A 16,544-nucleotide genomic window follows, 5' to 3' on the forward strand; every position below is an offset into this window, starting at 1 on the left:
GGGCGCGCATGCTAGCACGCACGGCGTTGGCAGCCGCGCGTGCCGCATGACAGACTGCGGCCATGCCTGCCGACCTCGCCATACACGACCAGCCCCTGCCCTACGTGGCCAGCCTGGCGGCCCGCCCGGCCAGCGCGATCGACCTGGTCGTGATCCACTGCACGGAATTGCCCGACCTGGCCACGGCGCGGCGCTACGGCGAGGAAGTGCGCTACGCCTCCGGCACCGGCAACAGCGGCCACTATTACATCGACTACGACGGCAGCATCTACCGTTACGTCAGCGACGACCGCGTCGCCCATCACACCCGCGGCTACAACGAACGTTCCATCGGCATAGAACTGAGCAACCGCGGCCGCTGGCCGGACTGGCTGGATTCGCGCCGCCAGCATATGGACGAACCGTATACCGAAGCGCAGATCCAGCGCCTGCTGCAATTGCTGCAGCATCTGCGCGAACGCCATCCGCAGCTGCGCTGGCTGGCCGGGCACGAGGACCTGGATACCAGCGAAGTGGCTGCCAGCGACGATGCCGGCCTGCGCGTGCGGCGCAAGCGCGATCCCGGCCCGCTGTTTCCGTGGCCGCGGCTGCAGGCCAGCGGCCTGCAGCGGCTGGCGCCGGCGCAATGAATTCCGCGCGGATGAAACACGCCCTGCCGAACGGCCGCCGCACGAAAAAAGCGCTGTGTCTGATCCTGCTGCTGATCGCCCTCGTCCTCAGCGGCTGCGGCGCGCGCGTTCCCGCCCGCGGCAGCACGCCGCTGCCGCCCATCCGCGCCAGCGCCAACGATGTGCTGTTCCGCGCGATCAGCCTGGTCGGTACGCCCTATCGCTACGGCGGCAACACGCCCCAGGGCGGCTTCGATTGCAGCGGACTGATCGGCTACGTATTCAGCGACGTGGCCGGCGCGCGCCTGCCGCGCAGCGCCGACGGCATCGCCGACCTGGCTGCGCCCAAGGTGCCGCGCGAACAGCTGGCCAGCGGCGATCTGGTGTTCTTCCGCGACAGCGGCCGCATCAACCATATCGGCATCTATGTAGGCGAAGGCCGCTTCGTGCACGCGCCCAGCAGCGGCGGCACGGTGCGGCTGGATGCGCTGGACGGCGACTACTGGCGGGATCACTACGCCGGGGCGAAGCGCGTGTTGCAGTAGCCGAATTCGCGACTCAGGATTCGGGATTCGAGTCCGCTTTTGCGAATCCCCAATCCCGGATCACCAATCCCAACTCTCAAGCCACATGCAGCCGCTGCGCCCAGTTCGCCAGCGCCACCATCAACTTGTGCACAAGTTCCCGCGTCTTCGCATCCGTGAGCCGGCCCTCGGCGTCGAACTTGGTTTCGACCTGGCCGACCATGACTTCGGGGCGGTTGAGCACATGCATGTCCAGCGACACCGCGACCTGACGCAGGTGGTACTGCGAGCGCGCGGTGCCCAGCAGGCCGGCGCTGGCGCCCATGATGGCGAGCGGCTTGTCGCGGAACGGGTTGTCCTGGGGCGGGCGCGAACACCAGTCGATTGCGTTCTTGAGTACGCCGGGAATGGAATAGTTGTATTCGGGACTGACGATCAGCAGCGCGTCGGCGCTGCGGATCTGCTGCTTGAGGCGCTGCACCGCCGCCGGCAAGCCGGCTTTTTCCACGTCGCCGTCGTAGATGGGAATGCCGGCCAGGTCGGCCACTTCCAGTTGCGAGCCTTCGGCGAGTTCCTCGCGCGCCACGTTGAGCAGGCGGCGGTTGTAGGACGCTTTGCGCAGGCTGCCGCAGATACCGAGTATGCGCGTTTCGCTCATGGGGATACGCCGTAGCCGAGGAGAGAAACAGGCTGATCAGCCTAGCGCACGCGGCCACGCAGCGAGCGCCGTGCACAGAAGTTTTCCGCGCGCCGGCGCGTGCGAAATCCGCCCGGGGCCAAAACAGAAACGCGGCCAGACAACCCTGCCCGGCCGCGGTTTCCTGGATCAACCGTGTTCGTTGCCGCCCGGACCGTGGGCGTGGCCGTGGGCGATCTCTTCCGGCTGGGCATCGCGCACGCCAGTCAGCTCCACGTCGAACTTGAGCTTCTGGCCGGCCAGCGGATGGTTCAGGTCAACGTCGATCGCGGTCATGCCGACCTTGAGTACGGTGACCACGCGGTGGCCGCCGCCCTTGAGGCTGAGCACCGTCACGTCGCCCACCTTGAGCTTCTGCGCGCCGCTGAAATACTTCTTGGGCACGCGCTGCTTGGAATCCGGATTGCGCGGGCCGTAGGCCTCTTCCGAACTCAGCTCGACCTCGAACTTGTCGCCGACCGCGCGGCCTTCCAGCGCCTTTTCCAGGCCCGGGATGATATTGCCGTGGCCGAGCAGGATGGACAGCGGCGCCGGGCGCTCGCGCGAATTGTCGACCACGTTGCCGTCTTCGCCGACGACGGTGTAGTGGAAGCTGACGACTTTGTTCTTCTCGGCGTTCATGGATAACCCTGCGGGTGCAAAGGGCGCGCATGGTAGCGGCCGCGCCGCGGCGCGTCACCTTGCGCCGCGGCGGCGGCGGCGAAATTCCTTGCACTGCGGGGAGTTAGCCCTGGGCCAGGCCGGGCTGGGCCAGCGCCGGAGCGGCTTCCAGACGGGCGATGCGGCGGCGCATGCGTTCACGCAGCGCATCGCGCCGGCGCGCCAGCAGGCGGCCAAGCTGCTGGCGCTGCAGCGCGCCTTCGCCGCTGGCGAGCAGGCCGCGGCGGTAATCGCAAAAATCCACATAGGCGGCGATGACATGGCGCAGCCGGCGCAGCAGCAGCTCCAGCATGATGGCGTCATCGAGCAGGCCGATCACGGCGACTTCGTCGGGAATCAGGTCTTCCGGATCGGCGAAATAGATCAGCGTGCGCAGCACCTCGCGGCGCTCCTGCGCGGGCAGGCACCAGTCCTCGTCTTCCAGCATCAGGATCATCTGCTGCACGCAGACCAGGCGCTGGCGCACATAGCGCGGCGTGCTGGCCAGCGGCAGGGTGTTCAGCGCTTCCTTGGCGGTTTCCACCACTTCGCACTCGTCCATGCACTCGGCCAGGCGCTCGGCGCGCGCCAGCGCCGCCTGGAAGCGGGCGATATCTTCGGCTTCGAGTACAAAGGTGATGCGCACAATCGACGAGCCTACGCGCGCCGGCCGGCAGCGTCAAAAGCCGCTGGTCCGGGGTTGGCTCCGTCTGCGGGCTCGGCCGGGGGCGGGAGTCGCGAACGCGACAGCCGCTGCTGCGATAGTGGTGTGGGTAAGCGTCGGGCAGGTGTCCCAGCGGGCTGGCACATGACTTAGCATGCAGGCACGCCTGGTTCCCGCCGCCGGAGCTTGTCCATGCATGCCCTTCGCCGCGCCGCCCTGTCGCTGGCCCTGCTCGCCCAGCCGGTTTCCGCCCTGGAACTGCCGCAGTGGCTGGCCGGCCACTGGCGCACGGAAAGCGCGGGCCGCAGCACGGACGAAGTCTGGCTCGCGCCGGCGCAGGGACTGATGACCGGCATGAGCCGCACCACCGGCGGCAAGCGGCCGTTCTTTGAATTCGTGCGCATAGAACAGCGTGCCGGCGCGCTGTACTACATCGCCCAACCCGGCGGCCGCGAGCCGACCGAATTCCGCGCGGTCAAGGCCGGCGCGGACAGCATCGAGTTTGAAAACACCGCGCACGATTTTCCGCAGCGCATCGTCTATGAGCGCCGCGGCGCGGACGAGCTGGCCGCGCGCGTCGAAGGCAGCCAGAACGGCAAGCCGCGCGAGGAACGCTGGAACTACCGCCGCGTCGGCCGCTAGCCGGGGGCACGGCTGACGCTGCCTGCGGCAGCGGACTCAAAGACAGGCCGCCACCACTTCGCGTATCGCCTCCTGCTTGCCGTCCAGCAGCAGCTCGGCCTGCAGCGGTTCGCCCTTGCCCGGCGCGGCCACCGACAGACGCAGGCGCCTGGACTGGGCATCGACCACGGCCTTCACCAAGCTTCCCAGTGCACCGGGCCTGGCATTGGGCTGCGAGCGCGCAACGATGAAGCCGTCGCCGTCCACGCCATACCAGCCGCTGATCGGCCCTTTCACCTGCAGACCGTCGCCGCGGGTATCCACGCTCCACTCGGCCACGTCGCCCTGCTCGCCGGCACCGTCGGGTCCTTCGTAGGCATCCAGCGCGAAGCCGCCGGCGTTGTCGCCCTTGCTCAGCACCACGCTGACGCTGAGCGCGCCATTTTTGGCCGGATGGCAGGCGAACTCGAACTGCACCGGCTGCAGCTGGACCGGGCCTACGTGGGCGCTGCCGGCAAAACGCTGCTTGCGCAGCAGATGGCCGTCCTCGGCCGCGGCGGAAAGGGCCAGGGTCAGCAGCAACAGGCCGGCAAGACTACGCGAAGCAAACATGCGGTTCTCCAGAAATGATGGCGCGCGCCGTATGGTGGTGCAGGCCCGCCGCGGCGGCAACGCAGCCCCGACTTCCAGCACTGGGAGCGGCCGCGCGCGCGCAACAGGCTCAGCACTCCCCGCAGGAACGACGACGACCATGCGACACGAACAGGCCTGGCAGGACGCACAACAGATCGAAACTCTGGTGCCGGCGATCTATGCCTGCATCTCCGGCGCCGCCGGCGCCCCGCGCGACTGGGACCGCTTCCGCGCCCTGCACCGCCCCGATTCGCGCAGCCTGCGCACCGTCATCGACGCCGACGGCAGGCCCCGCGCCGAAAGCTTCACGGTCGAGGAATACATCCTCAACGTCACGCCGTTCTTTGCCCAGAACGATTTCTTCGAGGTCGAGACCGCCTGCCGCATCGAACGCTTCGGCCAGGTCGCCCACGTCTGGAGCCGCTACGATGCCCGCCCCGCGCCGGGCTCGCCGGTACTGCTCAAGCGCGGCGCCAACTCGATACAGCTGTTCCACGACGGCGCACGCTGGTGGGTGGTGAGCACGATCTGGGACAACGAGCGCGAGGGGTTGCGGTTCGATCTGTTCTAGAAGTGCCGGGATTCGTAACAGCAGGGCGAGGCGCGCTGTTGCGAATCCCGGATCCTTAATCCCGAATCACCGCCTTCCGCAACTTGGCAGCCAGGCCGCGCGGCTCGCTGCGCCCGAGCTTCACCGTCGGCGTGCCATGCCATCCGGCGCAACGGCGGATCGCTTCGGCCACGTCCTGCAGCAGCTGTTCGTCGGGCTCCACGCCTTCTTCGAGGAAGATCGCCTTGACCTCGAACACGCCCTCCTTGCGGTGCGCCTTGGCATCCAGCCGCCCGGCCAGGCGGCCGCGCTGCAGGATAGGAAGCACGAAATAGCCGTAGCGGCGCTTGGGTTCCGGCGTATAGCACTCAATGCGGTAGTCGAAGCCGAACAGGGCGGCGGCGCGGTCGCGGTCCCACACCACCGGATCGAACGGTGAAAGCAGGCTGCTGTGGGTTGCGCGCAGGCGGCCGCGCGCGGCGCGTGCGGCCAGCGCGGCGTGGTCGGCGTGCACATAGCCGGGCTTGTCCCAGCCGGCGACCTGTACCGGGAAAATCTCGCCGCGCTCCAGCAGCGGCGCCAGCTCTGCGGGCGTGATCTGGCGGCCCAGGCGGAAATAGTCGGCAATCCAGCGCGCCTGGGTCACTCCCAATGCCTTGACCGAGCGCGCGATCCATTCCTGCTTGACCGCGTCCGGCGCGGTCTCGGCCCGCGCCACGCGGTAGCGCTGCGCCTTGGCCAGCACGCGTTCGCGCAGATCGTAGACGCGCTGGAAATTGTCGCGCCGCGCGACCATCAGCTCGCCGGTGCCGAACAGCGCCTCCAGCCAGCGCTTTTCCGCCTTCCAGCCCCACCAGCCGCCGCTGGCCTGGCCGTCCTGGCGCGCGAAATCGGCCGAACGCACCGCGCCGCGTTCGGCCACATGGGCGAGCAGATCGTCGGTCTCGCGCCGGTGCGAGGCGCGCACGCGCTGGGCATGGCGCAGGGCCCAGTGCTGCAATCGCGCGGGACGATACGCCGTATGCAAATCCAGATCGGCCATGGGCGCGAAACAGGCTTCGTGCGCCCAGGTCTCGAAGATGCGTCCCTGCGCCAGCACCTGCTCCAGCCATTCGGCCGGATAGCTGCCAAGGCGCGAGAACAAGGTCAGGTACGGACTGCGCGCCACCACATGGATGGTGTCGATCTGCAGCAATTGCATCTGCGCAATCGCCGCAACCAGCCGCGCCGGCGTGGGCCGGGCCCGCGGCGGCACCAGCAGTCCCTGCGCCGCCAGGTGCAGCAGACGCGCCTGGCGCAGGTTCAGATGCAGCGGCGGATCGACGGCGGACATAGGCGCTCCCTGCGACGGAATCCGCCGCAGTGTAAGCGCAGTGCGCGCGCGCAAATGAGGACAGAACCGTGCGCGGCCATGGCACACTGGATGGCCGCCGCCACCGGAAGCCCGCCGTGACCGTCCTGTCCCTGCCCCGTCTTGTGCAAGGTCTGCTGACCGCGCTGCTGTTCGCCGCCGTACCCGCATTCGCGCAGAAGGCGCCGGAGCCGCCCAGGCCTTATGTGCTGGAGGCGACGCTGGATCTGGTCACCCTGCTGCCGCCGCCGCCGGCCGCGGGTTCTGCCGCGGACAAGGAAGACCTGGCCCAGGTGCTGGCGATACAGCAGTCGCGCAGCGAAGCCGAACTGGCCCTGGCCAGGGCCGATGCGGAAGCCTCGGTATTCCGTTTCGCCGATACGCTGGGCGAGGGATTCAGCGCGCCGCGGCTGCCGCGCACCGCGGCGCTGTTCGAGCGCCTGACCAAATCGATAGGCGCCAAGGTCAATCCCGTGAAGGATCACTGGAACCGCCCGCGTCCCTTCCTCGCCTCCAGCGCCGTGCAGCCGCAGCAGCGCCCGGACGGTGCCACCTATCCCAGCGGCCACGGCGCCCTGGCGCGGCTGTACGCGCTGGTGCTGTCGGACCTGCTGCCGGCACAGCGCCGCGCCATTTTCGAGCGCGCCGACCGTTTCGCCCGCGGCCGCCTGGTGCTGGGCGTGCACTACCCCAGCGACATCGAGGCCGGCGCCATCGCCGCCAGCGTGATCCTGGCCGAGCTGCGCCGGCAGGAGGAATTCCGCAGCGATTTCGCCGCGGCGCGGGAAGAACTCGCCGCCTGGCAGCCAGCCAAGGCGGCGGCGCCGTGATGCGTGGCGGCGCTGCCGGCCGGCAGCGCCGCGGTTCTTGTCAGGAATCGCGGCGGGGAATCCCGGGCCGCGGGAAACGAAGCGCGGCTCCGCGTAGCGCCCTGGCGCCGCCGCGGGCTGGGCCGGTACCGCCTCAGGTTCCGTTGTTGACCGGCGGCGCTCCCAGCAGCGCCAGGTAGTTCTGCCCGCTGTGCTGCAGGCCGGCTTCGGCGAACCAGTCGTCGCCGGCGTTGATCACGCCCTGCAGCACCACGCCGGGGCCCGGCTGGGTATAGCCGACCTTTTCGAGCTTGAGCACGCCCTCGATGCCGTCCAGCGGCGGTACCAGCAGCAGCGGCAGGCTGGGCCCGCCCGGAAAGGAATGGCGTATCCAGTCCAGCGCCTGCCAGGCATGCGGCACCACGTCGTCGCTGTTGTAGTAGCGGCTGTTGGTCATGGCGAACTGGGTTTCCAGCCAGCCCGCGAAGGCCGCGTCGCCGGCGGTGGGGCCGGCGAAGGTGACCGGCCAGAAATCCAGCACGTTCTGGTCCGGCGAGAATTCCTGGTGCAGATAGGCCGCGAGCATCGTCGCCAGCGCCCCGCCCAGGCTGTGGCCGACCACGGCCGTGAGATACGGCCGCTGCGCGGCACGCAGGAAGCTGACCAGAGTGGTGCCGTCGCTGTTCTTCAAGGTCAGCAGGCTGCCCAGCCCCTGCAGCGAGCCGCGCGCGACGCGCGAACCTTCCGGCGCGCCGCCGTAGGGCCACAGGGCCGAGCGGAACACACTGAGATCCTGGCCGAACCAGTCGATCCAGAAGGCGCGTGTGCGCGGATCGGTGACCGAACCGCGGATGGCGATGGCGTATTGGCCGCTGGTCTTGTCCTGCGCCACGAACACCTGGTTGCCGCTGTCGCTGGCATACCAGGCCAGGCTCCAGTTGCCCTGGGTGGCGATGCTGGTATCCGCCAGCAGGCTGGCGATGGTGGCCTGGTCCGGCGCGTAGGCGATGGACGCCAGGGTCATGCCGACCTGGCCCACCGCATCGCCGCTGCCGCTGGTACTGAACGTTGCCGTCATTGCCTGATCCTCGTCTGCGGATGCCGCGCGCGGCGCGGCGGAACGGCGCCAGGCCCGGGCGCGGCCGGACTGTAGCGCAATTTTTCCTTTGTCGCCTTTTCCCGCGCCAGCACAGCAAGCGCAAGGGGAAACGAAGACCTATCAAGCATTTCGCGGCCTTATCGGCGACAATAGGCCGCCCCGCCGCGAGCCAGCCCATGACCGACGACACCGAAAACGCCACGCCGGCTCCCCTGACCTTCCGCGACCTGGACCTGCCGGCCGGCGTGCTGCGCGCGCTGGACGACGTAGGCTACGAATCCCCTTCGCCGATCCAGGCCGCGACCATCCCGCCGCTGCTGGCCGGCCGCGATGTGCTGGGCCAGGCCCAGACCGGCACCGGCAAGACCGCCGCCTTCGCCCTGCCCATCCTGGCGCGCATAGACCCCGAACAGCGCCTGCCCCAGGCCCTGGTGCTCGCGCCGACGCGCGAACTGGCGATCCAGGTGGCCGAGGCCTTCCAGAAATACGCCGCCCACCTGCCCGGCTTCCAGGTGCTGCCGATCTACGGCGGCCAGGGCTACGGCCCGCAGCTGCATGCGCTGCGTCGCGGCGTACAGGTCGTGGTCGGCACGCCGGGGCGCGTGATCGACCACCTGGAGCGCGGCACGCTGGACCTGTCCGCCCTGCGCTGCCTGGTGCTGGACGAGGCCGACGAGATGCTGCGCATGGGCTTCGTCGACGATGTCGAGGCGGTGCTGCAGAAGACCCCGCCCACACGCCAGATCGCGCTGTTCTCCGCCACGATGCCGGCGCCGATACGGCGCATCGCCCAGACCCACCTCAAGGATCCGGCCGAAGTCACCATCAAGGCCAAGACCACCACCGCGACCAATATCCGCCAGCGCTACTGGCAGGTCAGCGGGGTGCACAAGCTCGACGCGCTGACCCGCATCCTCGAAGCCGAACCCTTCGATGCCATGATCATCTTCGCCCGCACCAAGGCGGCGACCGAGGAACTGGCGGAAAAGCTCGCCGCGCGCGGCATGGCCGCCGCGGCGATCAACGGCGACATCCAGCAGCAGCAGCGCGAGCGCACCATCCAGCGCCTCAAGGACGGCCAGATCGACATCCTCGTGGCCACCGACGTGGCCGCGCGCGGGCTGGACGTAGAGCGCATCAGCCACGTGCTGAACTACGACATTCCCTACGACACCGAGGCCTATGTCCACCGCATAGGCCGCACCGGCCGCGCCGGCCGCAGCGGCGACGCCATCCTGTTCGTGGCGCCGCGCGAGCGCGGCATGCTGCGCGCGATCGAGCGCGCCACGCGCCAGCCGATCGAACCCATGACCCTGCCGACCGTGGAAGCGGTCAACGACCAGCGCATCGCCCGCTTCAAGCAGCGCATCAGCGATTCGCGCGCCGCCGGCGGACTGGAACTGTTCCAGCAGCTGATCGAGCAGTACGAGACCGAGCACGACGTCCCGGCCATCGAGATCGCCGCGGCGCTGGCGCGCCTGGTCCAGGGCGAGACGCCGCTGCTGCTGGAGCCGGAGCAGAAATTCGAGCGCAACGAGCGCGAGAAATGGGCCGGCCGCCGCGAAGGCCCGCGCGAAGTCCGCGAGGACCGCCCCGGCCGCCGGCCGGAGCGGCGCGAACGCGACGAATCCAACGCCGCCTCGCCGCGCCCGCGCCACCCGACCCCGTCCAGCCCGGCCGCGCCGCCGCGCGAGACGCGCGCGGAGGCCCCGCAACACGCCGCACCGCCGCTGAGCGAATACCGCGAAGAAGCCGCGCGCGCCGAGCGCCCGGCGCGGGAAAAGCCCGCCCGCGGCGAAGCCCCAGCCCACCGCATCGAACGCCTGGACGACACGCCGCGCGAGCGCGCCCCGCGCAAGGAAAAAGGCAAGGCCGAGCACGGCATGGAGACCTTCCGCATCGAGGTCGGCCACAGCCACGGCGTGAAACCGGCCAATATCGTCGGCGCCATCGCCAACGAAGCCGGCCTGGACAGCGCCAATATCGGCCGCATCGACATCCGCGACGACTACAGCCTGGTCGATCTGCCCGAAGGCATGCCCAGCGACGTGTTCAAGCACCTGAAACGGGTCTGGGTCTCCGGCCAGCAGCTGCGCATCAGCCGCGCCGAGGAAGGCGACTCCGCGCGTCCCGACCGGGCCCCGCGCAAGCCGCCGTTCAAGCGGCGCTGAGACCGCTGCGGCCGGCCCGTCGCGTTCGCCGGCCCGCGCAGATAGCTGTTCGCTGCGCCGGCGGGCTGCGGACCGGATCCTCCGGGCCCGGAGATTGACCGGGCCGGCAGCCCCAGCAAAACAGCCGCCGCAGCGCCTGCGGCACATCGCCCGGCCGCCGCCAGCCTTGGCAACAGGACCGGGCCTATAACCGCACCCGCCATCGGTCGACCGCCTGCCAATGGCGGCCTCGACCAAACCACACCGCGCCGCATGCAAAGCGCCCGACGCCCGCACCGGGGCATGCAGGCTGCGCGGCCGTGTCTGCCAGGGCCGCCGCGCCTGCAGGCGCGGGAAATCCAGACTGCACCGGCAGTTGCCGGCGCGCAGCGGCCGCCGCCCAGGCTGGCATGGCCTCTGCGTCACCGGAAAGACCTTACAGCCGTCGAGGTGAGCCCATGTTCCGCACTGCCTACCGCGCCCTGCCCGCCGCGCTGCTCGCACTGTCCGGCGCCGCCCTGGCCCAGACGCCGCCGCAGACGCCGCCACCGCCGTCCTCGCTGGATCCTTCCGCCAATGCCATGACGTCCATGGCCCAGCTCGACGTCAATCGCGACGGCTACATCGACAAGTCCGAAGTGCCCAGCGGCAACGAACTGGCCGGCAAGTTCAGCCGCCTGGACCAGAACAGCGACGGCAAGCTCGACGCTGAGGAATTCGCCCGCTACCAGGCGGAGAAACGCTGACGCCGGCCACAGCGACGGCAACGGACAGCCGCGCTCGAAGCGGCAGAGACCGCGCGCAGCCCGCTGCCGGAAACGGCGTTCGCATCTGCTGACAAGCGCCGGCTTGTGCGAACGCTCGCGGCTGAGTGGCCCGGCCAGGCAAGGCTGTATCGGAGCGCCGGCGCAGTCACGCCGGGCCGGCATCGGCCATCAGGCTGCCGCTCCACGCCGCATCCGCCGTCTTCTGACCGGTAAACCCGCACGCACTGGCCGCCCACAGCCGGCGCCCATTACGCAAACGCCAACGGAGGCAGACATGAAATCGCACTGGGACTTCTTCAAGGAAGGCGACCATTCCTTCGGCATGTTCTATCCGCGCCACTACATACTCGCCGGCTTCGACAGCATAGAGCGGGCGCTGGACGCCGAACGCGAACTACTGGCCCAGGGCTTCGCCGAAGACGAGGTCCGTTCCGCCACCGGCAGCTTCGTCGTCGATCAGCTCGAATCCATGGAAGATGCCGGCTTCATCGACCGGATGAAAATGCAGATTTCCCGCGCCGTCGGCACCGAGGCCGGCTATATCGACGACGATCTCAAGCTGGCGCGCCAGGGTGGCGCCTTCCTGTTCGTCTACGCCCCCACCGACAAGGATTGCAGCCGCGCCATGGCCGCACTGGAACCGCAGCGGCCGGTCTTCGCCCGGCGCTATCTGCCGATGGCGATAGAGCGGCTGATCTATCCGGCACAGGTGCCAGGGTGATCTGCAAGCCGGATGTTAATGATCGCTGCGGCGCAGATCGGGCCGGCTGCTGTAGCGTGCAGCTGTATTCGAAGCAAGTCTCAGCCCTCTCCACCGGGCCTGCCCGGGGGGGAGGGTTGGACGAGGGAGTAATGTTTCCGGTCGCGGCAAATCCGGGTTTCGCGGCTTATCGCTTGTTGAATATTGAGGCGAAAATCCAACGCTGAGGAACGTTGGCGTTTGCCCCTCATCCAGCCCTCTCCCCCGGGCGATATGGGGAGAGGGAGTGATCGCGTTTTTGAAGGCGATGCACTTCTGTCGCGCGCAAGGAATTCCGGCTTGCGCGGAACAATTCCGCCAGATCCGCAATCTCGAATCCTTGTCCCGATTGCCACTATCAGATCCCCCGCTCTCGCACTTCCCCTCTCAGAACGCGGGTCTCGATTCCCGATCCGGACCTCAAGCACCAAGCCTCTGCCCTCGCCCGCGCCACCGCTGCATCAACCACGGCGCCACAAACAGCCCGGCGGCCATGACCAATCCCAGCAGCAGAAAGCGCAGCTGAGTGGTCGTCTCCACGACACCGCCGGTGAAATAGGTGAAGACCAGCAGCGCCAGCAGCAGTACCGATGTGGCTGCCGCCACGCGCGCGGGGCGCTGGCGGAAGATCAGCGCCAGCAGCAGGCCCACGGCCAGGCCCACCAGCATGCCGGTGGCATAAGTCGGCAGTTCGGCAATCGTGTCGTACCAGCCGGTGCCTTTGGTCCGCGCCTTGACGTAGTTCATATAGCGTGTCGAGCTGTCCGAGAGCAGGAAGCGCGTCATCAGTTCCGACCAGGAAAACAGCATCAGCCATACCGCAACCATTGCGCAGACCGCGCGCAGCGCGGCGCCGCCGCGGGTTTCGCTGCCAAGCCATTGCATCAGCATCGGTAATCCCCTGTGGTTCATCGCAGATCAGGCCGCCGCCGGCGCGCATCGCCCTCTACCAGGGCTACCGTAAACCGGTGATCACACCGCTCTTGGCAGCATAGCCGGCGGCACTGCCGGACCACCACGGCGGAACCCCGGATACGCTTCCCGCATGCATTCCGCGACATGTCCGGCACGCATCCACGCGCCGCCGCGAACAGGTCCGCGGCGGGCGCTTCAGCGTAATGATGGTGCGGGCGGGGGGACTCGAACCCCCATAGGACAAGCCTGACGGATTTTCGTACCAGCTACGGCTTTCGCCGCCGTCCCTGCGGACGTTTGTGGTCTGGACTATCCCTTCACCTTAGCCGGAAAGCGGAAATGCCTTGCCATCCGTTTCCCGTTCCGCCGGCGCGCCGCAGCGGCGCCGTCCGGGCGATCCAGCGGCTTGCGCCGGATCGCACTTCGTCCCGGCGGGCTGTGCTGCGACAAGCCGCCGGGCCGGCCTTAGGTGCTGCCCGTCTAGTCTCTACACCTTCCCGTCGCCGGGCTTGGCTCGGGATTGCCACGCCAGTATCCGTTCCGCCGGCACCTCGAACGCTTCCGCCGTCCAGCCGCGGGTTTCCGCCGCGCGGCGCCGCATTGCTGCGGTGCTCCGCGGCGCGAACCGGCGGCAGTGTCACTGCGGAAATTTTCGCATTGTCGGCGGGAAAGGCCCGGGCAAGGTTTCCCCGACTTTGAGCAGTTCTGCATCCGGAGTTTCCTCCGGAGCACTCAATGATTTAAGTCCGTTGCGTCTACCGGTTTCGCCACGCCCGCGAAAGCCAGCGGGCGGCACTATAGCATCCGCGCCAGTCCGGGCGGACGGCGCGGATGCGGATGTTCAAGCCAACAGCCGCGCCCGGCTTCGCGCGGCGCACCGCCCGCCGCAGTGGCGGACGGTGCGCTCGGATCAGCCCGCGGCCGGGCGTTACTGCATGCGGCGCTGCCGCTGCCAGGCAATGCCGACCAGGGCCAGCATCATCAGCAACATGCCCATACGGCCCAGGGTCGGCGCCGGGCGCGGTTCGCCCAGCGGAATGCCGATCACGCGCACCGGCGTGCTGGCATTGCACGGACCCGGCACGGCCGCCGGCATGCACACGGCATTGGTCGCCGGCGACACGGTCACGGTATTGAGCACGCTGCCGCCCACCGGCGCGATGATGCGCGCGCTGACGCTGTAGATCAGGCTGGCGCCCGGCGGCAGCACCGGCACGGTCTCGTGCAGCGCGCCGGTGCCGCTGGCGGTCGGACAGGCGACGCCGCTGGCGCTGCAGCTCCAGCTGAAGCTGTCGGCACCGGCCGGCAGCGGATCGTCGATCACGACATTGTTGGCCGGAACCGTGCCCACGTTGGTCACCGTGATCGTGTAGTTCACGCTGTTGCCCAGCAGCACCGTGGCCGAATCCACCGTCTTGCTCACTTGCAGGCGCGGCGATTCGCCCGCCGGGGTCAGCACGCACTGGGGCCCTGCCGGCGGGCAGGCCGGCGGGGTGGTGCCGCTGAGGTAGACCAGGTTGGCGATCTGCGTCACGCCGACCGGGATCGGGTCGGGCGCGCGCACGCTGACACTGAGCTGCAGCGTGCCGCCGGCCGGCACGCTGAGACCGCTCCAGCTGACCAGGCCTGCCGCAAACGTGCCGCCGTTGTCGGCGCTGACAAAGGTGGTGTTGCTGTCGATGCGGTCGCTGATGCCGACATTGTTCGCCACGCTGCCGCCGTTGTTGCTCAGCGTGATGGTGTAGGTCAGCGTCTCGCCGGGTTCGACGATGCCGGCCTGGCTGCCGTCCTCGCCGCTCAGCGCCTTGCTCACCGCGACGCTGGCCTCCGTCGGCGTCACCACGCAGACCGGCGGCAGCGGCGTGCTGCTGCAGTCCGGCGGCGTGGTGCCGGTTTCGTGCGCCAGGTTGATGACCTGGCTCACGCCGGCCGGCAGCGGATCGGCGACGCGCACGACCACGTTCAGCACCAGGCTGCCGCCGGCAGGAATGCTGAGATTGGTCCAGTTCACCGTGCTGCCGGCGAGCGCGCCGCCGTTGTCGGCGCTGACGAACACCACGTTCGCATCCAGCGGATCGCTGACCGCGAAGCCGTTGACCGCGCTGCCGCCGCTGTTGCTCAGGGTGATCGCGTAGCTCAGCGTCTCGCCGGCCTCGGCGATACCCGGGCGGCTGCCGCCTTCGGCGATCAGCGCCTTGCTCAGGGCGATCACGCCCGGCGTGGAGGTGACCACGCAGTTCGGCGGCAGCTGCGCCTGGGTGCAGTCCGGCGGCGGCGTGCCGGTGACGGAGGCGAGATTGATTACGCGCGTCACGCCTGCCGGCAGCGGATCGGCCACGTCGACCACCACGCTCAGCGCCAGCGTACCGCCGGCCGGCACCGTCAGGCCCGACCAGCTCACCGTGCTGCCGGTGAGCGAACCGCCGTTGTCGGCGCTGACGAAGGTGACGTTCGCATCCAGCGGATCGGTCACGCCGACATTCAGCGCCGCCGCACCGCCGCTGTTGCTCAGCGTGATGGTGTAGCTCAGGCGTTCGCCGGGTTCGGCGATACCGGGCTGGCTGCCGTTCTCGGCGCTGAGCGCCTTGCTGATCGTGACGCTGGCCGGCGCGGGGATCACCACCGCCGAAGCGCCGCTGCCGCCGACCGCGCCGCCGAAGCCGGGCTGGCCGCTGGCTTCGGCCAGGTTGAGGGCGACGCCGGCCGCGGCTTCGGCCGGCACGATCACATGCGTCGCCGTGCACAGCACCGCATCGTTGGATTGCAGCACGCCGCTGCCCAGGCCGGCGAAGGGCTGGCCGCCCAGCGTGGTCGGGGCGCAGGCGATCGCGGCGTCGATCAGGCTGGGGTCGGGCTCGACCAGGTTCACCGCGGTCAGCGTCTGCGCACCGTCGTTCTTGACCACGAAGGTATAGCGCAGGTTATCGCCGCTGCTGGCATAGCCGCTGTTGTCCGCGTCGTCGAGGAGCAAGGGACTCTTGACCACGCGCACGCCGGCGTTGCCGCCGTAGTCCTGCGTGTAGACCAGATCGCCGGCCTGCACGGACGAACCATCCGCGGCGCTGCCGTTCAGCTCGACCGTGTTGGAAACGAAGCCGGCGGTGTCATCCGGCGCCGTGATGGCATAGTTGCGGGTGCAGCGCATCCAGGCGCCGACGGCGAGCGTGGTCTGCGGGCAGGACACCGCGCCGGCAAGGTCGGTCACGGCCAGCGCCGACAGCGCCAGCGTGCCCGCATTGAGCACGGTGTAGTCGTAGGCGATGGTTTCGCCGGCCTGCAGCTCGCCGTCGCCGTTGGCATCGTTGTGGATGCCGCCGGCCGACAGCACGGCCACGCCCTGCGCCGGCGTCAGGCTGCCGCGCGGCGCGAACGACAGTGCGCGGCTGTGGCGGTTGCCGGCGTCGTCGCGCACCGCGACGACCAGGCTGGCATTGCGCCGGCGCACCTGCGTGACCGGATAGGCCACGCAGCTCACGCTGTCGCCAGCGCGCAGCGCGCCGTCGGCGGCGAAGGCCTGCCCGCCGCTGGTGAACGCGGCGCACTCCGCCGCGTAGCCCTTGTCCGCGAGGATGCGGACGGCGGCGAAGCCGCCCGCACCTTCATTCCTCACGCTGAAGCCGAACTCGCCGGCCGCCGCACGCGGCGGGACAGAAACGCCCTGCCCGTTCGGCGTCACCCGCAGCGTTCCCGCCAGCGCCGCCGGCGCGGCTGCCGCCGCGGCCAGGGCCGCGGCGAGGACGAGCAAACGGTTGCTTTGTGTTTTTCTGTACTTGGTCAT

16 protein-coding genes are annotated in these 16,544 nt (G+C 69.2%); 8 read left to right on the plus strand and 8 right to left on the minus strand.

The features are described from left to right. The first annotated feature begins 62 nt into the window (after positions 1–62). Both NM961_RS11495 and NM961_RS11500 read left to right on the plus strand, forming a co-directional pair. Positions 63–629 carry an N-acetylmuramoyl-L-alanine amidase gene (locus tag NM961_RS11495; RefSeq protein ID WP_255914492.1) on the plus strand — a complete coding sequence of 189 codons (567 nt, stop codon included), beginning with the start codon at positions 63–65 and terminating at the stop codon, positions 627–629. 11 nt (positions 630–640) lie between these two features. Continuing rightward, positions 641–1,153, plus strand: coding sequence for a C40 family peptidase (locus tag NM961_RS11500; protein WP_255914493.1), 513 nt, complete (start codon positions 641–643; stop codon positions 1,151–1,153). 76 nt (positions 1,154–1,229) lie between these two features. Here NM961_RS11500 and NM961_RS11505 read toward each other — a convergent pair whose 3' ends face one another. The 3 genes from NM961_RS11505 to NM961_RS24175 form a co-directional block, all read right to left on the minus strand. Beyond that, on the minus strand, positions 1,230–1,790 hold the full coding sequence (locus NM961_RS11505) for an NADPH-dependent FMN reductase (RefSeq protein ID WP_255914494.1): 561 nt from the start codon (positions 1,788–1,790) through the stop codon (positions 1,230–1,232). A gap of 168 nt (positions 1,791–1,958) precedes the next feature. Next, positions 1,959–2,450, minus strand: a complete 492-nt coding sequence (locus NM961_RS11510; RefSeq protein WP_255914495.1) for an FKBP-type peptidyl-prolyl cis-trans isomerase — start codon at positions 2,448–2,450, stop codon at positions 1,959–1,961. A 103-nt stretch (positions 2,451–2,553) separates the two neighbouring features. Next, positions 2,554–3,114, minus strand: coding sequence for a DUF1232 domain-containing protein (locus NM961_RS24175; protein WP_255914497.1), 561 nt, complete (start codon positions 3,112–3,114; stop codon positions 2,554–2,556). 210 nt (positions 3,115–3,324) lie between these two features. Between NM961_RS24175 and NM961_RS11520 the strand changes: the two genes are divergently transcribed. After that, entirely contained in the window at positions 3,325–3,774 is a 450-nt protein-coding gene (locus NM961_RS11520; protein ID WP_255914498.1) for a DUF6265 family protein, read from the plus strand. Between the two features lie 36 nt (positions 3,775–3,810). Here NM961_RS11520 and NM961_RS11525 read toward each other — a convergent pair whose 3' ends face one another. Further along, positions 3,811–4,365 carry a hypothetical protein gene (locus NM961_RS11525; RefSeq protein WP_255914499.1) on the minus strand — a complete coding sequence of 185 codons (555 nt, stop codon included), beginning with the start codon at positions 4,363–4,365 and terminating at the stop codon, positions 3,811–3,813. 139 nt (positions 4,366–4,504) lie between these two features. Here NM961_RS11525 and NM961_RS11530 point away from each other — a divergent pair, with 139 nt between their 5' ends. Then, positions 4,505–4,957, plus strand: coding sequence for a hypothetical protein (locus NM961_RS11530; RefSeq protein ID WP_255914500.1), 453 nt, complete (start codon positions 4,505–4,507; stop codon positions 4,955–4,957). Positions 4,958–5,012: 55 nt separating this feature from the next. Here NM961_RS11530 and NM961_RS11535 read toward each other — a convergent pair whose 3' ends face one another. Further along, positions 5,013–6,269, minus strand: coding sequence for a winged helix-turn-helix domain-containing protein (locus NM961_RS11535; protein ID WP_255914501.1), 1,257 nt, complete (start codon positions 6,267–6,269; stop codon positions 5,013–5,015). A gap of 116 nt (positions 6,270–6,385) precedes the next feature. Between NM961_RS11535 and NM961_RS11540 the strand changes: the two genes are divergently transcribed. Further along, positions 6,386–7,117 (plus strand): acid phosphatase, encoded by a 732-nt coding sequence (locus tag NM961_RS11540; protein WP_255914502.1) that lies wholly within the window; start codon positions 6,386–6,388, stop codon positions 7,115–7,117. 133 nt (positions 7,118–7,250) lie between these two features. On the opposite strand, the gene NM961_RS11545 is transcribed toward NM961_RS11540, so the two are convergent. Then, entirely contained in the window at positions 7,251–8,174 is a 924-nt protein-coding gene (locus NM961_RS11545; protein ID WP_255914504.1) for a lipase family protein, read from the minus strand. Positions 8,175–8,371: 197 nt separating this feature from the next. Here NM961_RS11545 and NM961_RS11550 point away from each other — a divergent pair, with 197 nt between their 5' ends. The 3 genes from NM961_RS11550 to NM961_RS11560 all read left to right on the plus strand — a co-directional run bounded on the left by NM961_RS11550 (position 8,372) and on the right by NM961_RS11560 (position 11,833). Further along, the gene (locus NM961_RS11550) at positions 8,372–10,366 is read left to right on the plus strand and encodes a DEAD/DEAH box helicase (RefSeq protein WP_255914505.1); all 1,995 of its coding nucleotides are present in this window, start codon (positions 8,372–8,374) and stop codon (positions 10,364–10,366) included. A 437-nt stretch (positions 10,367–10,803) separates the two neighbouring features. Further along, positions 10,804–11,091, plus strand: a complete 288-nt coding sequence (locus tag NM961_RS11555) for an EF-hand domain-containing protein (RefSeq protein WP_255914506.1) — start codon at positions 10,804–10,806, stop codon at positions 11,089–11,091. Positions 11,092–11,386: 295 nt separating this feature from the next. Next, a complete protein-coding gene (locus NM961_RS11560; protein ID WP_255914507.1) occupies positions 11,387–11,833 on the plus strand; it encodes a hypothetical protein in 447 nt (148 codons plus the stop codon). Between the two features lie 438 nt (positions 11,834–12,271). Here the strand turns inward: NM961_RS11560 and NM961_RS11565 are convergent, their stop codons facing one another. Further along, positions 12,272–12,742: a hypothetical protein gene (locus NM961_RS11565; RefSeq protein ID WP_255914508.1), complete on the minus strand. Its 471-nt coding sequence runs from the start codon at positions 12,740–12,742 to the stop codon at positions 12,272–12,274. A 952-nt stretch (positions 12,743–13,694) separates the two neighbouring features. Continuing rightward, positions 13,695–16,544, minus strand: coding sequence for a CLIPPER-2 domain-containing protein (locus NM961_RS11570; RefSeq protein ID WP_255914509.1), 2,850 nt, complete (start codon positions 16,542–16,544; stop codon positions 13,695–13,697).

Origin of the sequence: Tahibacter harae, from assembly GCF_024437735.1 — a bacterium.
Lineage (GTDB): Bacteria > Pseudomonadota > Gammaproteobacteria > Xanthomonadales > Rhodanobacteraceae > Tahibacter > Tahibacter harae.

Excerpts from the sequence above, each read along its gene's own strand:
- NM961_RS11495 (WP_255914492.1), top strand. The coding sequence starts at position 63 with ATGCCTGCCGACCTCGCCATACACGACCAGCCCCTGCCCTACGTGGCC.
- NM961_RS11500 (WP_255914493.1), top strand. The coding sequence starts at position 641 with ATGAAACACGCCCTGCCGAACGGCCGCCGCACGAAAAAAGCGCTGTGT.
- NM961_RS11505 (WP_255914494.1), bottom strand. The coding sequence starts at position 1,790 with ATGAGCGAAACGCGCATACTCGGTATCTGCGGCAGCCTGCGCAAAGCG.
- NM961_RS11510 (WP_255914495.1), bottom strand. The coding sequence starts at position 2,450 with ATGAACGCCGAGAAGAACAAAGTCGTCAGCTTCCACTACACCGTCGTC.
- NM961_RS11520 (WP_255914498.1), top strand. The coding sequence starts at position 3,325 with ATGCATGCCCTTCGCCGCGCCGCCCTGTCGCTGGCCCTGCTCGCCCAG.
- NM961_RS11525 (WP_255914499.1), bottom strand. The coding sequence starts at position 4,365 with ATGTTTGCTTCGCGTAGTCTTGCCGGCCTGTTGCTGCTGACCCTGGCC.
- NM961_RS11530 (WP_255914500.1), top strand. The coding sequence starts at position 4,505 with ATGCGACACGAACAGGCCTGGCAGGACGCACAACAGATCGAAACTCTG.
- NM961_RS11535 (WP_255914501.1), bottom strand. The coding sequence starts at position 6,269 with ATGTCCGCCGTCGATCCGCCGCTGCATCTGAACCTGCGCCAGGCGCGT.
- NM961_RS11545 (WP_255914504.1), bottom strand. The coding sequence starts at position 8,174 with ATGACGGCAACGTTCAGTACCAGCGGCAGCGGCGATGCGGTGGGCCAG.
- NM961_RS11550 (WP_255914505.1), top strand. The coding sequence starts at position 8,372 with ATGACCGACGACACCGAAAACGCCACGCCGGCTCCCCTGACCTTCCGC.
- NM961_RS11555 (WP_255914506.1), top strand. The coding sequence starts at position 10,804 with ATGTTCCGCACTGCCTACCGCGCCCTGCCCGCCGCGCTGCTCGCACTG.
- NM961_RS11560 (WP_255914507.1), top strand. The coding sequence starts at position 11,387 with ATGAAATCGCACTGGGACTTCTTCAAGGAAGGCGACCATTCCTTCGGC.
- NM961_RS11565 (WP_255914508.1), bottom strand. The coding sequence starts at position 12,742 with ATGCTGATGCAATGGCTTGGCAGCGAAACCCGCGGCGGCGCCGCGCTG.
- NM961_RS11570 (WP_255914509.1), bottom strand. The coding sequence starts at position 16,544 with ATGACCAAGTACAGAAAAACACAAAGCAACCGTTTGCTCGTCCTCGCC.